This window comes from Pyxidicoccus xibeiensis (assembly GCF_024198175.1).
Classification (GTDB): Bacteria; Myxococcota; Myxococcia; order Myxococcales; family Myxococcaceae; genus Myxococcus; species Myxococcus xibeiensis.
Genome location: NZ_JAJVKV010000016.1, coordinates 137,876 through 154,161, shown reverse-complemented (window position 1 = coordinate 154,161; position 16,286 = coordinate 137,876). Strand labels below are relative to the sequence as shown.

Annotated in this window: 16 protein-coding genes; 8 read left to right on the top strand and 8 right to left on the bottom strand. The window is 71.2% G+C overall.

The annotated features are described in order from the left end of the window. The first annotated feature begins 162 nt into the window (after window positions 1–162). The 3 genes from LXT23_RS42050 to LXT23_RS42040 all read left to right on the top strand — a co-directional run bounded on the left by LXT23_RS42050 (window position 163) and on the right by LXT23_RS42040 (window position 3,098). Window positions 163–1,035 carry a CHAP domain-containing protein gene (locus LXT23_RS42050; RefSeq protein WP_253986121.1) on the top strand — a complete coding sequence of 291 codons (873 nt, stop codon included), beginning with the start codon at window positions 163–165 and terminating at the stop codon, window positions 1,033–1,035. Between the two features lie 135 nt (window positions 1,036–1,170). Continuing rightward, window positions 1,171–2,712 (top strand): ATPase domain-containing protein, encoded by a 1,542-nt coding sequence (locus tag LXT23_RS42045; protein ID WP_253986120.1) that lies wholly within the window; start codon window positions 1,171–1,173, stop codon window positions 2,710–2,712. Then, window positions 2,709–3,098 (top strand): response regulator, encoded by a 390-nt coding sequence (locus LXT23_RS42040; protein ID WP_253986119.1) that lies wholly within the window; start codon window positions 2,709–2,711, stop codon window positions 3,096–3,098. Before LXT23_RS42045 ends, LXT23_RS42040 begins: the two co-directional genes overlap by 4 nt. 21 nt (window positions 3,099–3,119) lie before the next feature. Here the strand turns inward: LXT23_RS42040 and orn are convergent, their stop codons facing one another. From orn to LXT23_RS42015, 5 genes are all read right to left on the bottom strand, one after another. Further along, window positions 3,120–3,671, bottom strand: a complete 552-nt coding sequence (gene orn / locus LXT23_RS42035; RefSeq protein WP_253986118.1) for an oligoribonuclease — start codon at window positions 3,669–3,671, stop codon at window positions 3,120–3,122. Between the two features lie 62 nt (window positions 3,672–3,733). Continuing rightward, a complete protein-coding gene (locus LXT23_RS42030) occupies window positions 3,734–4,939 on the bottom strand; it encodes an alpha/beta fold hydrolase (RefSeq protein WP_253986117.1) in 1,206 nt (401 codons plus the stop codon). A gap of 49 nt (window positions 4,940–4,988) precedes the next feature. Then, window positions 4,989–5,435 (bottom strand): archease, encoded by a 447-nt coding sequence (locus LXT23_RS42025; RefSeq protein ID WP_253986116.1) that lies wholly within the window; start codon window positions 5,433–5,435, stop codon window positions 4,989–4,991. A 35-nt stretch (window positions 5,436–5,470) separates the two neighbouring features. Then, window positions 5,471–6,163 carry a dienelactone hydrolase family protein gene (locus LXT23_RS42020; RefSeq protein WP_253986115.1) on the bottom strand — a complete coding sequence of 231 codons (693 nt, stop codon included), beginning with the start codon at window positions 6,161–6,163 and terminating at the stop codon, window positions 5,471–5,473. A 19-nt stretch (window positions 6,164–6,182) separates the two neighbouring features. After that, complete coding sequence (locus LXT23_RS42015) at window positions 6,183–6,866, bottom strand: phosphoribosyltransferase (RefSeq protein ID WP_253986114.1); 684 nt, start codon at window positions 6,864–6,866, stop codon at window positions 6,183–6,185. A 144-nt stretch (window positions 6,867–7,010) separates the two neighbouring features. Between LXT23_RS42015 and LXT23_RS42010 the strand changes: the two genes are divergently transcribed. The 3 genes from LXT23_RS42010 (at window position 7,011) to LXT23_RS42000 (ending at window position 9,313) form a co-directional block, all read left to right on the top strand. After that, window positions 7,011–7,907, top strand: a complete 897-nt coding sequence (locus LXT23_RS42010; protein WP_253986113.1) for a ribose-phosphate diphosphokinase — start codon at window positions 7,011–7,013, stop codon at window positions 7,905–7,907. Window positions 7,908–8,123: 216 nt separating this feature from the next. Further along, window positions 8,124–8,666 carry a hypothetical protein gene (locus LXT23_RS42005; protein WP_253986112.1) on the top strand — a complete coding sequence of 181 codons (543 nt, stop codon included), beginning with the start codon at window positions 8,124–8,126 and terminating at the stop codon, window positions 8,664–8,666. A 38-nt stretch (window positions 8,667–8,704) separates the two neighbouring features. Beyond that, complete coding sequence (locus tag LXT23_RS42000) at window positions 8,705–9,313, top strand: hypothetical protein (protein ID WP_253986111.1); 609 nt, start codon at window positions 8,705–8,707, stop codon at window positions 9,311–9,313. Window positions 9,314–9,383: 70 nt separating this feature from the next. Here the strand turns inward: LXT23_RS42000 and LXT23_RS41995 are convergent, their stop codons facing one another. Continuing rightward, complete coding sequence (locus LXT23_RS41995; protein ID WP_253986110.1) at window positions 9,384–10,841, bottom strand: peptidoglycan-binding protein; 1,458 nt, start codon at window positions 10,839–10,841, stop codon at window positions 9,384–9,386. 99 nt (window positions 10,842–10,940) lie between these two features. Between LXT23_RS41995 and LXT23_RS41990 the strand changes: the two genes are divergently transcribed. Next, the gene (locus LXT23_RS41990) at window positions 10,941–11,696 is read left to right on the top strand and encodes an enoyl-CoA hydratase (RefSeq protein ID WP_253986109.1); all 756 of its coding nucleotides are present in this window, start codon (window positions 10,941–10,943) and stop codon (window positions 11,694–11,696) included. Between the two features lie 105 nt (window positions 11,697–11,801). On the opposite strand, the gene LXT23_RS41985 is transcribed toward LXT23_RS41990, so the two are convergent. Further along, window positions 11,802–14,564 carry a M1 family metallopeptidase gene (locus LXT23_RS41985; RefSeq protein WP_253986108.1) on the bottom strand — a complete coding sequence of 921 codons (2,763 nt, stop codon included), beginning with the start codon at window positions 14,562–14,564 and terminating at the stop codon, window positions 11,802–11,804. 136 nt (window positions 14,565–14,700) lie between these two features. On the opposite strand from LXT23_RS41985, the gene LXT23_RS41980 reads away from it, so the two are divergent. Beyond that, window positions 14,701–15,675, top strand: coding sequence for a lysophospholipid acyltransferase family protein (locus LXT23_RS41980; RefSeq protein ID WP_253986107.1), 975 nt, complete (start codon window positions 14,701–14,703; stop codon window positions 15,673–15,675). A 7-nt stretch (window positions 15,676–15,682) separates the two neighbouring features. Here the strand turns inward: LXT23_RS41980 and LXT23_RS41975 are convergent, their stop codons facing one another. Beyond that, window positions 15,683–16,261 (bottom strand): hypothetical protein, encoded by a 579-nt coding sequence (locus LXT23_RS41975; protein ID WP_253986106.1) that lies wholly within the window; start codon window positions 16,259–16,261, stop codon window positions 15,683–15,685. Window positions 16,262–16,286: the final 25 nt, after the last annotated feature.

The window sequence follows — 16,286 nt, the reverse complement described above, 5'->3', positions numbered from 1 at the left end:
CAGTCGGCGCGCGGGTGGATGGCCCGCCTGCCTGCACGCACAGGGAGCACCCGAAGCGGCCAGGGACACCCGCGCGCCAGGTGAATAGGGGCGTGGGCGTTAGCGTCGGGCAAGACAATGCTCCGTCGCTTTCTCCTGGTCGTCGTAGCAGTACTCGGCCCCGTGGCCGTTGGCAGCTCACGCGCCTACGCGCACACCGTGCCCCCGGAGTACGGGCTCGCGGCACAGGGTGTGCCGGTCGGCGGCATGCTCCTCGCCCGAGCAGACGTGTCCTCGCCGCCTCGGCGGAAGGACGCGTCACGTGGAACGGCCTCGGAGCGGGACAGCAAGAAGGGCGTGTCCTCCACGAAGAGTTCATCGACGCCCCGGAAGAAGGCTGCCTCGGCCACCAAGAAGCAGGGTGCCGCCGCGACCCGCAAGCAGCGCGCGTCCTCCACGGGCAGCACCGCGGCGACTGCGCCCGCCGCTTCCACGTCGCGCGTGGGCAAGCGCATCGCCGCGAATGCCACCGGGCTCGTGGGCGTCAGCTCCCTTCGCTCCGTCAGCACCTCCGTGCCGGATGACTGCACGGGCCTCGCGCGCCTCGCCTATACGGGCACGGGCATCGACCTCATGGCGGGCCCCGGCCGCAAGGGCGACAACGGCGTGACGCACATGTATCGCTCCGTGCGCCGCCGGGGCGCGCTCCACCGCTCGAAGCCCCGCCCGGGAGACCTCGTCTTCTTCCGCGAGACGTATGACCGCAACGGCGATGGACGCCGCAACGACGGCCTCACCCACGTCGGCGTCGTGGAGCAGGTGGAGCCCGGCGGGCTCGTCACCTTCATCCACCGCGGCGGCAAGGGCATTGCCCGCTCCCGCATGCACCTGCGCTGGCCCACGCACCACCGCGCCCGCACCCACCGCGAGGTGCTCAACGACTACCTCCGGCGCCCATCCCGCACGCACCGTGCGTACGTCACCGGAGAGCTCTTCGCCGGCTTCGCCTCCCCGGAACCCCTCGCCGCCCCTCCCTCCGTGGGACGGCCCCGGTGAGCCTCGCCCCGGAGCGTCCGCCCCTCGGCAGGAGGCCCCCGGGTCCAGCGCAGGATTCCGAACACACCGACTTCAATTCAGTGGTTCGCGTCCGGCGGTGTCCTACCTTCGCTCCCGAGGGCGGAAGGAGCACGTGTGACGGACACCTCTGACCTGCCGGGAGAAGCCACCCCGCGGGTTGCCACTGGCGTGCCAGGGCTGGATACCCTGCTGCGCGGGGGCTGGCTTCGGGGCGGCACCTACATCATCACTGGGCTCCCAGGGACGGGGAAGACCATCCTGGGCAACCAGTTCTGCTTCACCACCGTGGCCCGGGGTGAAAAGGCCATCTACCTCACCGTGCTCGCCGAGTCGCACTCGCGCATGGTGCTGCACCTGCAGGACATGCGCTTCTTCCGCGGCGACGTGATTGGCCGCACGCTCCACTACGAGAGCGGCTACGCCCCCCTGAAGGCCGAGGGCCTGGCCGGCCTGAGCAAGCTCATCTTCCGCTCGGTGCGAGAGCACGGCGCCACCGCGCTGGTGCTGGACGGCCTGGCCGCGGTGGAGGAGCGCGCCGAGTCGCGCCTGGCCTACCGCGAGTTCCTCCACGGCCTGTGCGTCCACAACGCGCTCGCCGGCTGCACCACCCTGCTGCTCACCGGCCAGCGCAGCGACCCGGCGGACCCGCAGTTCGCCATGGTGGATGGCGTCGTCCAGCTCGCCATGGAGCCGCTCGGCGTGAAGTCCGTGCGCAGCCTGGAGGTGTCGAAGTTCCGGGGTGGCTCGCAGATGGTCGGCCGGCACAGCTTCGACATCACCGACAACGGGCTCCTCATCTACCCGCGCGTGGAGGCCCTGTACTCGGGACAGACGGACCGGGTGCCGGAGCTCTCGCAGCGGCAGTCCTTCGGCATCCCCCGCCTGGACGAGATGCTCCATGGCGGCCTGGTGCGCTACTCGTCCACGCTCGTCTTCGGCTCGCCCGGCAGCGGCAAGACGCTGATGTGCCTGCACTTCCTGGCGGAGGGCGCGCGCCGGGGAGAGCCGGGCCTGTACTTCGGCTTCGTGGAGTCGCCAGCCCGCATCCTCAACAAGGCGGAGCTGGTGAGCCTGGACCTGCGCAAGCATGTGAAGGCAGGCACGCTGCACCTGGAGTCCCGCGTGGCGGTGGAGTCGCTGCCGGACGCGCTGGTGCAGGAGCTGTTCGACCTGGTGAAGAAGCACAAAATCCAGCGGCTGGTGCTGGATGGCCTGGAGCCCTTCATCCAGGAGTCCACGGACCCCCACCGCACCCCGCGCTTCCTCACCGCGATGACCAACGAGCTGCGCGCGCTGGGCGTCACCACCCTGGCCACGCAGCAGACCAACACCCTCTTCGGCCCGGAGCTCAACGCGCCGCTGGAGCGGGTGGAGGCCATCATCGACAACATCCTCCTGTTGCGCTTCGTGGAGCTGCGCTCGCAGCTGTACCGCATGCTGTCCGTGCTGAAGATGCGCGAGAGCGACAACGACCCGGCCCTGCGCCTGTTCTCCATCACCGCTGAAGGCATCGACGTGGCGGAGACCTTCGAGAGCGCCGAGGCCATCCTCACCGGCCAGGCGCGGCCCGTGACACCGGGGGCGGCGAAGAAGCCCCGGAAGAAGCAAGCTGGCGGTCGCAAGCGGCCGCCCAAGAAGAAGAGGGGTAGCGCATGAAGCGGCTCCTCATCGTGGACGACGAGCTGGCCATCGTCGAGGCGCTCCAGGACATCCTGTCCGTGGAGGGCTACGACATCGTCACCGCCTTCAACGGCTCGGAGGGCCTGCAGCGCATGGCGGCCTCACGGCCGGACCTGGTGCTGCTGGACCTGATGATGCCCGTCATGGACGGCCGGGAGATGCTGCGCCGCATGCGCGACGACGCCAGCCTGCGCGAAATCCCCGTGGTGGTGATGAGCGCCGGCCGCATCTCCGACGAGGAGCGCCGCTCCAGCGCGCGCTTCCTCGCCAAGCCGTTCGAGCTGGACGTGCTGCTGGACACCATCTCCGAGCTGCTCGGCGGCAAGCCGCCGGGCTCGGGGGGAGCGAACGGCGCCCACTGAGGCGCCGCGCGCCGGGCCGCTTCAGCCCGGCGTCGCGCGGAAGAGGATGTCCCGGTAGTACTGGAGCTCGGCGAGGCTGGCGCGCACGTCCGCCAGCGCGGTGTGCCCGGCGGGCGGCTTGCGGGGCTCCACGAGGTTCGGGTACCAGGCGCGCACCAGCACCTTGAGGCTCGTCACGTCCACCATGCGGTAGTGGAGGAAGCGCTCCAGCATGGGCATGTAGCGGAAGAGGAAGCGCCGGTCCGTGTGGATGGAGTTGCCGGCGAGCACGCCCTCGCCCAGCGCGCAGTGCTCGGACACCAGCGCCGTCACGTCACGCTCCGCCACGCGCAGGGACGTGGTGGAGGCGCGCACCTTGTCCAGCAGCCCGTTGCGCGTGTGCATGTCCTTCACGACAGGCTCCATGCGCTGGAGGACCTCCTCCGGCTGCCAGATGACGCGCTCCATCTCCGCGATGGGCCGCAGGTCCGGCCCGGTGATGACGACGCCAATCTCGATGATGGCGCACGACTCGGGGTCCAATCCGGTCATCTCCAGGTCCAGCCAGACGAAGCGCTGCTCACGCGAAATCATGAAGGGTGTCCAAATGAAGAGGGGTGCGGACCCTACCAGCCCCGGGGCCGCGGCGGGGACGCTCAATCCTCCAACACCGTCCTGACGTCCACTTCCGATTCCAGCGTCCGGTGCACCGGGCACCGGTCCGCCATGACCAGCAGCTTCGCCCGCTGCTCCTGCGTCAGCGGCCCGGACACCTTCACCGAGCGCTTCAGCTGGTCCACCCTCCCCTCCTTCGTCTCGCACTCCGCGCAGTCCTTCGCGTGGACCTTGTCGTGGCTCAGCTGGACGTGGACGTGCTCCAGGGGCCAGCCCTTCTGCGCCGCATACATGCGCAGCGTCATGGCCGTACACGCGCCCAGTGCGGCCAGCAGCAGCCCGTAGGGCGTGGGGCCCGTGTCGTCACCGCCCACCCGCAGCGGCTCGTCCGAGCGCAGCCGGTGCGTGCCCACGCGGATGTCCTGGGCGAAGCGGCCCTCGCCCGCCTCGTGGACCTCCACCACGCCCGGGGGCAGCGGGGTCTCGCGCTCGCGCACCGGTGTCACCCACCGCGCGGCCCACGGGCCCAGCAGGTCCGCCGCGAAGACCGCGTCCGCCTCGCGCGAGAGGAAGTGGTCCGCGCCCTCGAGCATCAACAGGCTGGCGGGCCTCCGCGCGGCCGACAGGAGGCGCCGCGCGTGCTCCAGCCCCACGTACCGGTCCTCCGGCGCGTGCAGCGCCAGCACGGAGCCCGGGAAGCCGCCCAGCGCCCGCGCCACGTTCGCCGCGTCGATGTCCTGGAGGAAGCCGCGCGTGAGGCGCAGCCGTCCCGGCCCCAGCACCACCTCCCCCTGCTTCGCCTCGCGCGCGGCGGGCTCCAGCCGCTCCAGCAGCGGCTCCGGGCCGGCGGGGGTGTTCACCAGCGCCAGCGCCGCGACCTCCGGCAGCCGGGGCAGCGCGGCGGCGGCGGCCGTGCCCCCCAGGCTGTGGCCCACCAGCAGGCGGGCGGGCGGGTAGCGCTCGCGCAGCCAGGCCGCCGCTTCCACCACCGCGTCCACGGAGGGCACCGTGTCCAGCCGTCCCTCCGTCCCGTCGGCGTTGGGCGCCGCGGTGAAGTCCAGCCGCAGCACGGCGAAGCCCCGCGACACCAGCGCATGGCACAGCCGGGCCGTCCCGGCCGAGGCGCCCAGGCACGCGAAGCACGACACCAGCACCGCGCTGGCGGCGGGCCGGCCTGGGGGCAGCTCCAGCGTGGCCGTCACCGGCGTGCCGCCCGCGCCTCGCAGCTCCACTGCCCGCGTTCCCATGCGCGTCTCCTCTCACGACTCGGGCCTCGGGCGCGCGGAGTTTCGCCGCTCAGACCTCCACCTCGCACTCGGCCGTCCACCGCCCATCCGCCGTGCGCCGCACGGAGGGGCCCACCAGCGTGACGCCGCGCACGTCCACGGCGTCGGGGTGGCGCGCGCGGTCCACGTGCTCACCGAAGGCGAGGCCGAACAGGTGCCGGCCGTCCAGGCGCACCGCGAAGCAGCGGAAGCGCAAGTCCCGGGCGGCCATCAGCTGGATGACGGCGCGCAGCCAGTCCGCCAGCAGCCGCTCGCGGTCCGGCGCGTCGCACTCCACGGGTATCTCCTCGCGCACCTCCACCGCCGCCGGGTCCGCCACCAGCGCGCACAGCGCCACCGCGGCCTGCTCGAAGGCCTCCTCCGGCGAGCGGCCATTGCCGCGCACCACCCGCTCGGTTCCCCGGGTGAGGTGCTCCCAGCGGGGCGCCGCCGCCCCGGGCGCGAGTCCGACGTCCATCGCTCCTCCTTGCATGCCGCCCTGCGTGTCCATGCTCATGCGCGCGCCTCCGCTTCCGCCGTGCCGAGGTAGCGCTCGAACCACTCCGCCGCCAGGCGCGACACCTCCTCCAGCGCGCCGGGCTCCTCGAAGAGGTGCGTGGCCCCCCGGATGATGCGGATGTCCTTGAGGCCCTCCAGTCGCGCCAGGGCCTCCTCGTTCAGCTCCAGCACCCCGAAGTCCTGCCCGCCGACGAGCAGCAGCGTGGGCGCCTGCACCCGATGCAGCACCGGCCCCGCCAGGTCCGGCCGCCCGCCGCGCGACACCACCGCGCGGATGAGGTCCGGGTGCAGCGCCGCCGCCACCAGCGCCGCCGCCGCGCCCGTGCTGGAGCCGAAGTAGCCGAAGCGCAGCGGCATCAGCTCCGGCTGGGCGCGCGCCCACTCCGTCACCGCCGCCAGCCTCCGCGCGAGGAAGGGGATGTCGAAGCGCAGCTCGCCGCTGGCGATGTCCCTTGCCTCCTCGGCCTCGTTCAGCAGGTCGAACAGCAGCGTGGCCAGCCCCGCCTCTCGCAGCGCGCGCGCCACGGCGCGGTTGCGGGGGCTGAAGCGGCTGCTGCCACTGCCATGCGCGAAGATGACCAGGCCTCGCGCTCCCGGTGGCATCCCCAGGCTGCCCCCCAGCCGCACGCCCCCCGCCTCCACCGTCACCTCGCGTACGTCCGGGTCCGTGCTCCTCCCGTGTTTCATGTGGCCATGCCTCCTCGTCTCACATCCAGAAGCCTCCCAGGTCCGTCGCCTCCAGCACGTCGCGTGGCGGCCCCGGCTCCCGCGAGCGCGCCACGAGCTGCCGCACGTCCGCGTCCGGCAGCGGCCGGCACTCGTCGTACACCTCGGACACCGCGCCCAGGGCCGGCACCGTCTCCAGGCAGTGCACCGCGTCCGCCTCGCCGCGCACCAGGTCCAGCGCGTGAGGCGTGGCCACGGGCGCGGCCAGGATGAGCCGGGCCGGCCGCTGGCCGCGCAGGGCCTGGAGCGCGGCGACGGCGGAGGCGCCCGACACCAGCCCATCGTCCACCAGCAGCACCACGCGGCCCACCACGTCCGGCGCGGCGCCCACCCGCAGCCGGCGCACCTCGTCGTCGACCTCGAAGGCCAGCTCCCGCGCCATGGAGAGAATCTCCACCTCGGGAATGGGCGCCAGCCTCAGCGCGTCGCGGTCCAGGTACAGCCCGCCGCCCTCGGACACGGCGCCGAGCACCGTCATCCGGCCGGGAATGCCCAGCCGCCGCGACACCCACACGTCCAGGGGGGCTTCCAGGGCGCGTGCCACCTCGTACGCCACACGCATGCCTCCGCGCGCCAGGCCCAGCACGCACACGTGCTCGCCCCGGTAGGGCAACAGTCGCGTCGCCAGCCGGCGCCCCGCATCCGCTCGGTCCCGAAACCGCATGAGTCCGTCCTCCACCTCCCAAGGTGAAGCAGGTGGGCCCGGCTGGCGGTGGAGGCTCGGGCAGAGGCCCGGCCGCTGGCGAGCCTCCGGGCGAAGCGGCGGGCCCCCCTCCTCCGGGCCGCAAGGCGCGCTAGGGTTGCGGGTATGGACCCCGTCCTCCTGACTGGCACCGCCAGCCCGCACCTGGGCCGCGCACTCGCCCAAGCCCTGGGCGTCACCATTACCGACTGCCACTTCGAGCGCTTCCCGGACGGGGAGATGCACGTGCAGATTCCCGAGTCAGTGCGGGGCCGCACGGTGGTGCTCGTACAGACCACGACACCGCCCGCCGGCGAGCACCTGCTGGAGTTGCTGCTCATGGCGGATGCGTGCTGGCGAGCGGGGGCCGCCCGGCTGGAGGCGGTGGTGCCGTACCTGGGCTACGCGCGGCAGGACCGGCGCGCCCGGCCGGGCGAGGCCCTGGGTGGACGGCTGGTGGCGGACCTGCTGTCGCAGGGGCGCTTCTCACGGGTGCTGGTGGTGGACCTGCACAGCCCCGCGCTGGAGGGCTGCTTCGGCGCGCCGCTGGAGCACCTGACGGCGCTGCCGCTGCTGGCGGAGGCGCTGCGGCCGAACCTGACGGAGAAGTCGGTGGTGGTGGCGCCGGACCTGGGCGCGGTGAAGCGCGCGGAGGCGCTGGCGCGGCTGCTGGGCCGGCCGTGGGCGGTGATTCACAAGGTGCGGCTGAGCGGTGACGAGGTGCACGCCAGCGGCCTCATGGGCGAGGTGCGCGGGCGCAGCCCCATCCTGGTGGACGACATGGTGTCCACGGGCGGCACGCTGGCGGCGGCGGCGGGCACGCTGCGCGAGGCGGGGTGCCTGGAGGACTTCACCGTGGTGACGACGCACGCGCTGCTGGTGGGCCCCGCCGTGGAGCGGCTGCGCACGCTGCCCCTGACGCGGCTGGTGAGCACCGACAGCGTGGAGCCGCCGAGCGGGCTGCCCTTCCCGCACCAGGTGGTGACGCTCGCGCCCATCGTGGCGCGTGCGCTGCGGCCGTGAGGCCCGGGGCATTGTCCGATGCCATCAACGAGAGGGAAGGCCTCGTGGAGGTGCCTCCTGGCCTGGCTGGTCCTGGGCCCTGGATGCGCACCGCCTCGTGCCATTCCAGGTGTCGTCCAACCGCGTCCGGGTGAGCGGCTGACGAGCATTCCTGGGCCGATGCCAGATTTCGGCCCCTTCAGTTCGTTCTCGGATGCGCTCATGGCGGCCTGCCCATTGATTCTCGAGAAGCCACACGCCACGGCGGGACGCCCGAGCGCTCAGGACTTCCTGCTGCGCTGGCAGCACTCAAAGGAGTATTGCGCCTGGCTGTATTACACCCCAGACCACCGCTACGAGATGAGCATGCTGGCGACGAACGTCGTCCAGGATGATGCGCGCAAGAGAAGCTGCGCGCTTCCTCCCGTCGTGGAGGACCGGCGATACCCGCCAGATGGCCTCGGCTACCTCTTCGTCCTTCACAATCATCCGTTCGAGGACACCCTCTCCGACAACGACATCCGCTACATCGTCTCGATGGCGGCCATTCACGGGCTCGAGTTCGAAACGAGGACAGGGAGCGTTCCGCTCTCCATCGTCGCGTTCTTCTCCGGCTCCGACGACGTCGAGAGGCCTTCGTGCGGTGGGTTCTTCCAGTACATCCCAAAGACAGGGCACGTCCTCAAATGGACGACCCCCCATCCGGGCAGTTGGCTGCGGAGGCAGACGGCCACGGTGACCTGGACCAGTGAGACGAGCTACCGCATCGACAGGAAGTAGGGAGACCGTCGCAGGACTTCCGTTCCTGAGAGCGCACCATGAAAAAGACCATCCCCCTTCTCCTGCTCGCCCTCCCGCTCTCCAGTTGCGTGCGGAGCCCACGCCCGGTCGTGCGCGAAGAGGACCTCACCATCGTCTTCCCTCACTTCTTCGGGCAGGACGCGGTGGCGGTCGGCTCGCACGACGGGGGCACCTTCGAGCTGGACGGGGCCACGCTGCGGGCCCTCTCCCTCGCCGCCAACGACTTCCTTCCGCCGGACGCAACGCCTCCGTCCTGCTGGGACAAGCAGGAGTCACAGCGCTACCGCGTCATCCGCCAGGCGGCGGTCATCTTCATCCGGATTGATGAAGACCCTGCCGCATGTGGCCGCACGGCTCGTGCCCTGCACTCAGGCGCCAGGTACGCAATCAGCGTGGACGGCCGCATCCTCCGGCGCATCGTGGATGGACAGCCCGAAGGCCCCTTCCTTCCCGTCAGCCCAGACGAGGAGGAGGAGGATGGAGGAGTCTCCGCGGAGCCCGGAGTGCCTCCAGCGCAGGGCGACGCACTGCCCTCCATGACGGCTGCGTCGCCTGACGCGGGGCCGACAAGCCCGGCCCCCTCCTCCCAGTTCGATGGCGGAGCACCGCCACGACCAGGCCCCTGAAACGCACGAAGGGCGGAAGGCACGCCAGCGCCCTTCCGCCCCTCGAGCTACCGCCGAGCCTGTCCTTGGCTCAGCTGATCTTCGCCTTGTACTCGTTCATCCACTGCAGGACCTGCTTGTGGTACAGGCCGCTGTCGTTCTCCACCGGCGGCGCGTACTTGTTGATGAGGCCCTTGTAGTCGCCCCGGTCGATGAAGTCGCGGTACGCCGGGCCGCCCAGCAGCCGGAAGTAGGCCTCCACGCCGCTCTTCACGTCGGGGAACTTCGCGAAGTTGCCGTTGGGCTGGCCGCCGAACTGCTTCTCCCACTCCGCGAAGCGCAGGTTGCCCGGGTTGTTGTTCTTCACCGCCGAGCCCGCCGTCATGAACGACGCTTCCTTGCGGAACATCGCCAGCGCCAGCTCCGCCGGGACGTTGTACTTCTTGGACATCGCCACGATGTGCGCGCCCTGACCCGCCAGGCCCGTCCCCTTCAGAATCTGGTCAATCTTGGCCGCCTTCGCCGCGTCCGTGCCCGTGGGCGCCGTGGGGCCCGTCACGGGACCCGGGCCGCTGGGCTTGTCCGTGCCCTTGCCCTTGAGCGCCTCGGTCAGCGCCGCGCGCGTCCTCGGGCCGAAGATGCCGGAGTTGGGGCTGATGTCGTGGTCCTTCTGGAACCGCGCCACCGCCTTCTCCGTCAGCGGGCCGAACTTGCCCGGGCCCGTGTTCACCTGGGCCTGCGTCATGTAGCCCGCCTGGATGAGCGCCTTCTGCAGCTTGAGGACCTCCGGGCCCTCCATCCCGCGCTTCATGTCCGTCTTCGGCACGCTCGCGCTACCGCCCGTCGGAGGCGTCGTGGTGGGCGGAGGCGTCGTGGTGGGCGGCGGCTTGCCGGTGGCCGTGCCGCTGTCGTTCACCCAGTACTCCACCGGGCGGCTGCCGAAGCCATCCTTCACGTGCTTGTTGTTGAAGTTGGAGCCGCCGGCCTGCGCCATGGACGGGCCCTGCGACGTCACCTCGCCGGGGCGCACCACGCCCACGTGGCCGATGCCGCTCGGGTTCTTCCACAGCGCGACGCTGGGGTGGCCCGCGTTGGCCATCTTCTGCGCCTCCTCCGCGGACACCTTGCGCCAGCCCTTGCTCTCCCCGTGCTTGTGCATCCAGTCCACGGTGGAGTTGGCGTTCATCTCCCGGCCCTTGCCCGGGGCCACGGCGTTGCCCTTCGCATCCACCCAGTGGGGAATCTCCGCGCCCATCGCGCGCGTCACGTCCCACAGGAAGATGTTGCAGAAGGTGTCCTTCACGCCGTCGCCGCTGGAGTCGCGCGGCGTGTAGCGCTTGTTCGCCCCCACGGCGAACTGGTTGATGACCTGGTTGTACGTGTCCGCGTTCCGGTTCTTCGGGTCACCCTTGAGCGGCGGGTTCGTCACCTGGGCGGCGTTGGTGACCACCGTCCCGGGAGCAGGCGTGCTGCCGTCGAAGCGCGGCGTAGCAGCGGCCGTCGACGTGCGGAGGGAGGGGGCGGTGGCGGTAGCGCTGCGGACGCTCATGGAGGTTCCTCGAAAAGTTCGTCTTCCCGAGGATTGTCGTCCGGCAGCCGAGGAAGTTGCCATTCCCCCCCTGTTCCGCCGGGACTAGGCTACCGGGTCATGTCCGACACGTTGCTGACGAAGCTGGAGTCCGGCGTCCTCACGCTCACCTTCAACCGGCCCGAGAAGAAGAACGCCTTCACGCATGCCATGTACCAGGCGGCCACCCACGCACTGCGTCAGGCAGAAGGAAACGCCGACGTGCGCGTGGTGCTGCTCACCGGCGCGGGAGGCGTCTTCACCGCGGGCAATGACATTGGCGACTTCATGGAGCACCCGCCCTCCGGAGAGGACAGCGCGGTGTTCGGCTTCCTGAGGGCCCTGGTGGACGCGCCCAAGCCGGTGCTGGCCGCGGTGGACGGGCCCGCGGTGGGCATTGGCACGACGATGTTGCTGCACTGTGACTACGTCGTGGCCAGCGAGCGCGCGCGCTTCAACATGCCCTTCGTCCAGCTGGGCCTGTGTGCGGAAGGCGCCAGCAGCCTGCTGCTGCCACGCATGGCGGGCATGGCGCTGGCCAGCGAGCTGCTGCTGTTCGGCGAGCCCTTCGACGCGGCCACCGCGCACCGCGCGGGCATCATCAACAAGGTGGTGCCGGAGGCGAAGCTGCTGGAGGTGGCCACCGAGCGCGCCACCGCCCTGGCCTCGCGCCCCGCCGAGGCCGTGCGGGTGACGAAGCGCCTCATCCGCGAGCCGCTCCGCGCCGAGGTCCACGCCACCATGGCCCGCGAGGGCGCCGAGTTCGTCCAGCGCCTCCAGTCCACCGAGGCCCAGGAGGCCTTCATGGCCTTCATGTCCCGGGGTAGCAAGAAGTAGGTCCGGGTACGACGCCACCAGCCCGCATCCTTTATATGCGGGCAAGACAAAGGGCCCGGCGCCAGACAGGCACCGGGCCCTTCTTCCTTCACGCCGCGCCGGACGTCAGCGCGTGGTCGGCGCCTGCGGCGGGCGCGGGGCGGCGCGCTGCGAGAGGAAGGACTCCACGCTGCTTCCCTGCGCGGCCTTCAGCGAGGCGCACTGGTCCACGTTCTCCAGCACCTGCGCCAGCATGCGGGGCCCGCCGGGGACGCGCGCGTTGCGCTCGGTGAAGAAGTCGGCGGCCTGCTGGCGCTTCTGCGCGTCACAGAAGCCGCCGGCGACGAAGGCCATCCGTCCGGCGACTTCCAGCGGCAGGCGCGCCTCGGGCGAGTCGCCGGCAATCCGGTCGTAGTTCTCCTTCACGAAGTCGAAGGCCACCGGCTGCGTGCGCGCGTTCTGCGAGGCGGCGAACAGCAGCCACATCGTCTCGCGCGGGTCCACGCGCTTGTCGAGGATGAGCCCCAGGCTCTGCTTCGCCAGCGCCGGGTCGGTGATGCTGCCCAGGGCGCCGAGCAGGTGCTGGCGCGTCTTGCGGTCCTTCTCCTCCACCGCGGCGGTGATGAGCTTCTGCTGGAAGGCCGCGTCCGCCTGCGTGCCGGCGATGGCGAACACCACGTCCACCATCTCCGGGGCCACCGCGCGCTTGTCCTTCAGCCACTTGTCCGCGAGCGCGCGCGCCTCGGCGACGAGCTTCGGGTCCGCGCCGTCACGGCCCGCCAGCCGCACCAGGCGCGGGCGGAGCAGGCGCGTGTCCTCGTCCTCGCCCGGGCGCGGGGTGAAGCCGAGCTGCCGCGCGCGCGGGCCATACGTGTCGCGCACGAAGCGCGCCCGCGCCTCGCGCGTCTCCTCCGCAATCATCCGCGGGCTGGCCAAATCGAGCAGGTCCAGCGAGGCCTCGGTGACGATGCGGTCCTTGTCGTTGGCCGTGCGGGCCGCCAGCGCCAGCGCCTCCGCCGCGGGCAGCGCGCCCGCCATGGCCAGCGCCCTCACGTCGCCCAGGAAGGCCACACGCTCGGCGCGCGACAGCTTGTCCAGGCCGGACTTCGCCAGCTTCGTCGCCGCCTCGCCCGCCAGCTGCATGCGGTAGTACCCGGCGCCCTCCGCGTTGGGGAACACCCAGGCCGGGCACCCCTTCGCGTCCGCCAGCGCCAGCTCCGCGCGCTCGCCCTCCATCAGCGTGCAGGTGCGCGCCTCCTTGTTGCCGGCCGCGTAGTCCACGCACACCGGCACCCGCCAGGACTGCGGGCCCGGCGCCTTCGAGCCCAGCCGCAGGTAGCGCTGTTGGGTGAGCACCACCTTCGCGCCCTGGGCGCCGCACTCCAGCGACGCGGTGACGAGCGGCGCGCCGCCCTGGTCCAAAAACGTCCCCATGACGCCCGTCACGTCCTTGCCCGCCTCGGCGGACAGCGCGTCCAGGAAGTCCTTCGCGGTGGCGTTGCCGTTGGCGTGCTTGCGCATGTAGCGCTGGATGCCCTTGCGGAACACCTCGCGGCCCAGCCACTCCTCCGTCATGGTGAGCACCGCGGCGCCCTTGCCGTAGGTAATCCCGTCGAAGGCGTTGTGGATGTCATTGGCGCTGTCGATGGGCTGGCGAATCTTCCGCGCGGACAGGAGGCTGTCGGCGTCCAGCGCGCCGCTGCGCTCGAGCACGCGCTCCACCGGCGCGTCCCACCTGGGCCGCCACGACTCCACGATTCGCGGCGTCATCCACGTGGCGAAGGCCTCGTTGAGCCACAGGTCGTCCCACCAGTTCATGGTGACCAGGTTGCCGAACCACTGGTGCGCCAGCTCGTGCACCTGCGTCTCGGAGAAGCCGCGCTGGCGACCCAGCGTGTCCTCCTCCGGCTTGGACAGGATGAGGCGCGAGTTGAACGTCACCAGGCCCGGGTGCTCCATGGCGCCGCCGAGCAGCGGCACGGCGATGACGTCCAGCTTCTCGTAGGCGTACGGAATGCCGAAGTACTCCTCCAGCGCGGCGAGGATTTCCGGCGTCACCTGCGCGGCGTAGGCGCCCTCCGCGGCCCGGCCACGCGGGGTGATGATGCGCGTCTTCACCTTCTTCTGGCCGGAATCCGCGGCCGGCAGGAAGTCGAAGGGGCCCACGCCGAAGGCGATGAGGTAGCTGGGCAGCGGCTGGGTGCGCGCGAAGCGGAAGGTGCGGCCGCCGTCCGGGCGGGCCTCCTCGGACACCTGCGGCGTGTTGGTGACGGCGACGTTGCCGGCGGGCACGTGGAAGGTGAGCTGCCAGGGCACCTTGAAGGCCGGCTCGTCGAAGGACGGGAAGACGCGGCGCGCGTCGATGGGCTCGAACTGGGTGTAGATGTACCAGTCACCGCCCTCGTTCACGCGGAAGGCGCCGTCCGTCTCCTTCTCGGAGGCGACGCCCTCGTAGACGATGTGCAGCTTCGCGGTGCCGGGCGCGAGCGGCTGCTCCAGCGCGAAGCCGAGGAAGTCCTTGCCGCCCTGCACCGGCCGCGCGGCGACGGTGGCGCCCGCCTGCGTGACGGTGGCCTCCTTGATGGTGAGCTGCTTGCCGTGCATCCACACGACGGAGGTGGGCTTGGACACGTCCAGGTTGATGTCCGCCACACCCTGGAAGGCGGTGACCTTGGGGTCCAGGGTGAGCTCCACCACATAGCCGGAGGGGCGCACGTCGGTGGGGAGGCGCAGCTCGGGCGGCGTGGGCGCGGAGGCCTCGGACGCGGCGGGCTGCGAGGTGGACGGCGCGGAGGCGGCGGGTGGCTCGGTGGAAGCGTTCTGCCGGGCACCGCACGCGCTGAGGAGTGTGACGACGGCCAGGGCCGCCGGACGGAGCAGGTTGGGCATGATGGCGCGCAGTGTGGCCCATGCCGGGCAGGCAGGGTAGCGCGGAGCGCGCGTGTGTGGCCTTGCCGCCAGGGCCACTTCGGGGTGGAGTGCCGCCGTGTCCGTGAACGCTCCCGCACCCGTAGTCCCAGAGACCGTGAAGCCGAAACATTCCGCCGAGCACCTCCTGCGCATCGTCGGTACGCCGCCGGGCCGGGTGGTGGCGTTCTTGACGCGGTTCGTCTGGGCATTCCTCACGTGGCTGTCGCCGGAGTCGCGTGACGCGCTGGCCCGCTTCGTGGGCAACCTGGCCTACACGCTGGGCATCCGCCGCCGCGTGGCCATGGAGAACCTGGCCCTGGCGATGCCGGAGAAGAGCGAGGCCGAGCGGCGGGAGATTGCGCGCGGCGCGTACATCAACATGTCGCGCGTGGTGGTGGAGTCGCTGCCCTCGGGCGAGCGGCTGCCGCCGGACTGGGCGGACCAGGGCGTGGTGGGCAGCGAGGCGTGGGAGGCGCTGAAGGCGCACGTGGCCACGGGCAAGGGTGTGCTGATGGTGACGGCGCACTTCGGCAACTGGGAGCTGCTCGGGGACATGCTCATCCGCCTGGGTGTGCCGCTGGACGCGCTGGTGCGGCCGCTGAAGGGCGCGCTGAACACGCGCATCGCGGAGAACCGGGTGCGCGTGGGCGCGGGGCTCATCTACCCGCGCGGGGCCATCCAGGAAATCATCGCCGCGGTGAACCGGGGCGAGTCCCCGTTCATCCTGCTGGACCAGGCGCTGCCGGCGAAGGCGGCGGTGTTCGTGCCGTTCTTCGGGAGGCTGGCGTCCACGACGCCGGCCCTGGCGGTGGCGGCGAAGCGCACGGGCGCGCCGGTGTTCATGGTGATGGGCGTGCGCAACGGGCGCGGGGGCGCGCGGCTGCGGCTGGAGGTGGAGGGCCCCATCCTCCCGCCCGCGCCGGGCGAGGCGGAGGACCCGATTACCGAGCACACGGCCCGGGTGACGGCCGCGCTGGAGCGCTGCATCCGCAAGTACCCGGACCAGTGGATGTGGCTGCACCGCCGGTGGAAGGTGCAGCCCGAAGCGGGCGCGCGAATCGCGGCGCTGGAGCCCGAGACGAAGGGCTGAGGGCCGGCTACCAGCGGTAGTCGCCGAAGAGGCAGTCCGCGAGCGTCACCTTGCCGAAGCCGGTGTTGCCTACGTAGAGATTCGGCACCGGTGTAGCGAGCACGTCCTGGGCAAGCCGGGTGGTGCCGAAGGCCTCGATGGCCAGGGCCTCCACCTTCTCCGCGAACGGCTGGAACTCCGGAGGGAGCGGTGGCTGGTAGGAGATGCTCTCCGCCTGGTGCTGGTGCAAGCGCTTGCTGTGGGTGGCGTAGAGAAGGTGTACAGGCGCGAGGATGCTCACCATCAGCACCACCTCCTTGTGCTCCGGCGCACCTATTGGATAGCCAGGCAGCAGCACTCGTATGGAGTAGGCCGGGTCGTAACGGATGTTGGGGTAGTCCCAGACCAGGGTCCCGGGCAGCTCCTCACGGATGCGCTTCAGGAACGCCGTCCAGGCACTCTGGTCTTCCACGGCAGCACGACGGAGCGCGTCGAGCCGTTTGAACTCATCCGAGGACTCGTATCGCTCCTCGTACACGTGGGCACCGGCAGGGAAGTACCGGTAGACCAGTCGGAGGAGCGCTTCAGTTGTGAGTGGCTGGCTCATGGATATGGCTCTCGGACCGCACAAA

Excerpts from the sequence above, each read along its gene's own strand:
- LXT23_RS42040 (WP_253986119.1), top strand. The coding sequence starts at position 2,709 with ATGAAGCGGCTCCTCATCGTGGACGACGAGCTGGCCATCGTCGAGGCG.
- orn (WP_253986118.1), bottom strand. The coding sequence starts at position 3,671 with ATGATTTCGCGTGAGCAGCGCTTCGTCTGGCTGGACCTGGAGATGACC.
- LXT23_RS42030 (WP_253986117.1), bottom strand. The coding sequence starts at position 4,939 with ATGGGAACGCGGGCAGTGGAGCTGCGAGGCGCGGGCGGCACGCCGGTG.
- LXT23_RS42025 (WP_253986116.1), bottom strand. The coding sequence starts at position 5,435 with ATGGACGTCGGACTCGCGCCCGGGGCGGCGGCGCCCCGCTGGGAGCAC.
- LXT23_RS42020 (WP_253986115.1), bottom strand. The coding sequence starts at position 6,163 with ATGAAACACGGGAGGAGCACGGACCCGGACGTACGCGAGGTGACGGTG.
- LXT23_RS42015 (WP_253986114.1), bottom strand. The coding sequence starts at position 6,866 with ATGCGGTTTCGGGACCGAGCGGATGCGGGGCGCCGGCTGGCGACGCGA.
- LXT23_RS42010 (WP_253986113.1), top strand. The coding sequence starts at position 7,011 with ATGGACCCCGTCCTCCTGACTGGCACCGCCAGCCCGCACCTGGGCCGC.
- LXT23_RS42000 (WP_253986111.1), top strand. The coding sequence starts at position 8,705 with ATGAAAAAGACCATCCCCCTTCTCCTGCTCGCCCTCCCGCTCTCCAGT.
- LXT23_RS41995 (WP_253986110.1), bottom strand. The coding sequence starts at position 10,841 with ATGAGCGTCCGCAGCGCTACCGCCACCGCCCCCTCCCTCCGCACGTCG.
- LXT23_RS41990 (WP_253986109.1), top strand. The coding sequence starts at position 10,941 with ATGTCCGACACGTTGCTGACGAAGCTGGAGTCCGGCGTCCTCACGCTC.
- LXT23_RS41985 (WP_253986108.1), bottom strand. The coding sequence starts at position 14,564 with ATGCCCAACCTGCTCCGTCCGGCGGCCCTGGCCGTCGTCACACTCCTC.
- LXT23_RS41975 (WP_253986106.1), bottom strand. The coding sequence starts at position 16,261 with ATGAGCCAGCCACTCACAACTGAAGCGCTCCTCCGACTGGTCTACCGG.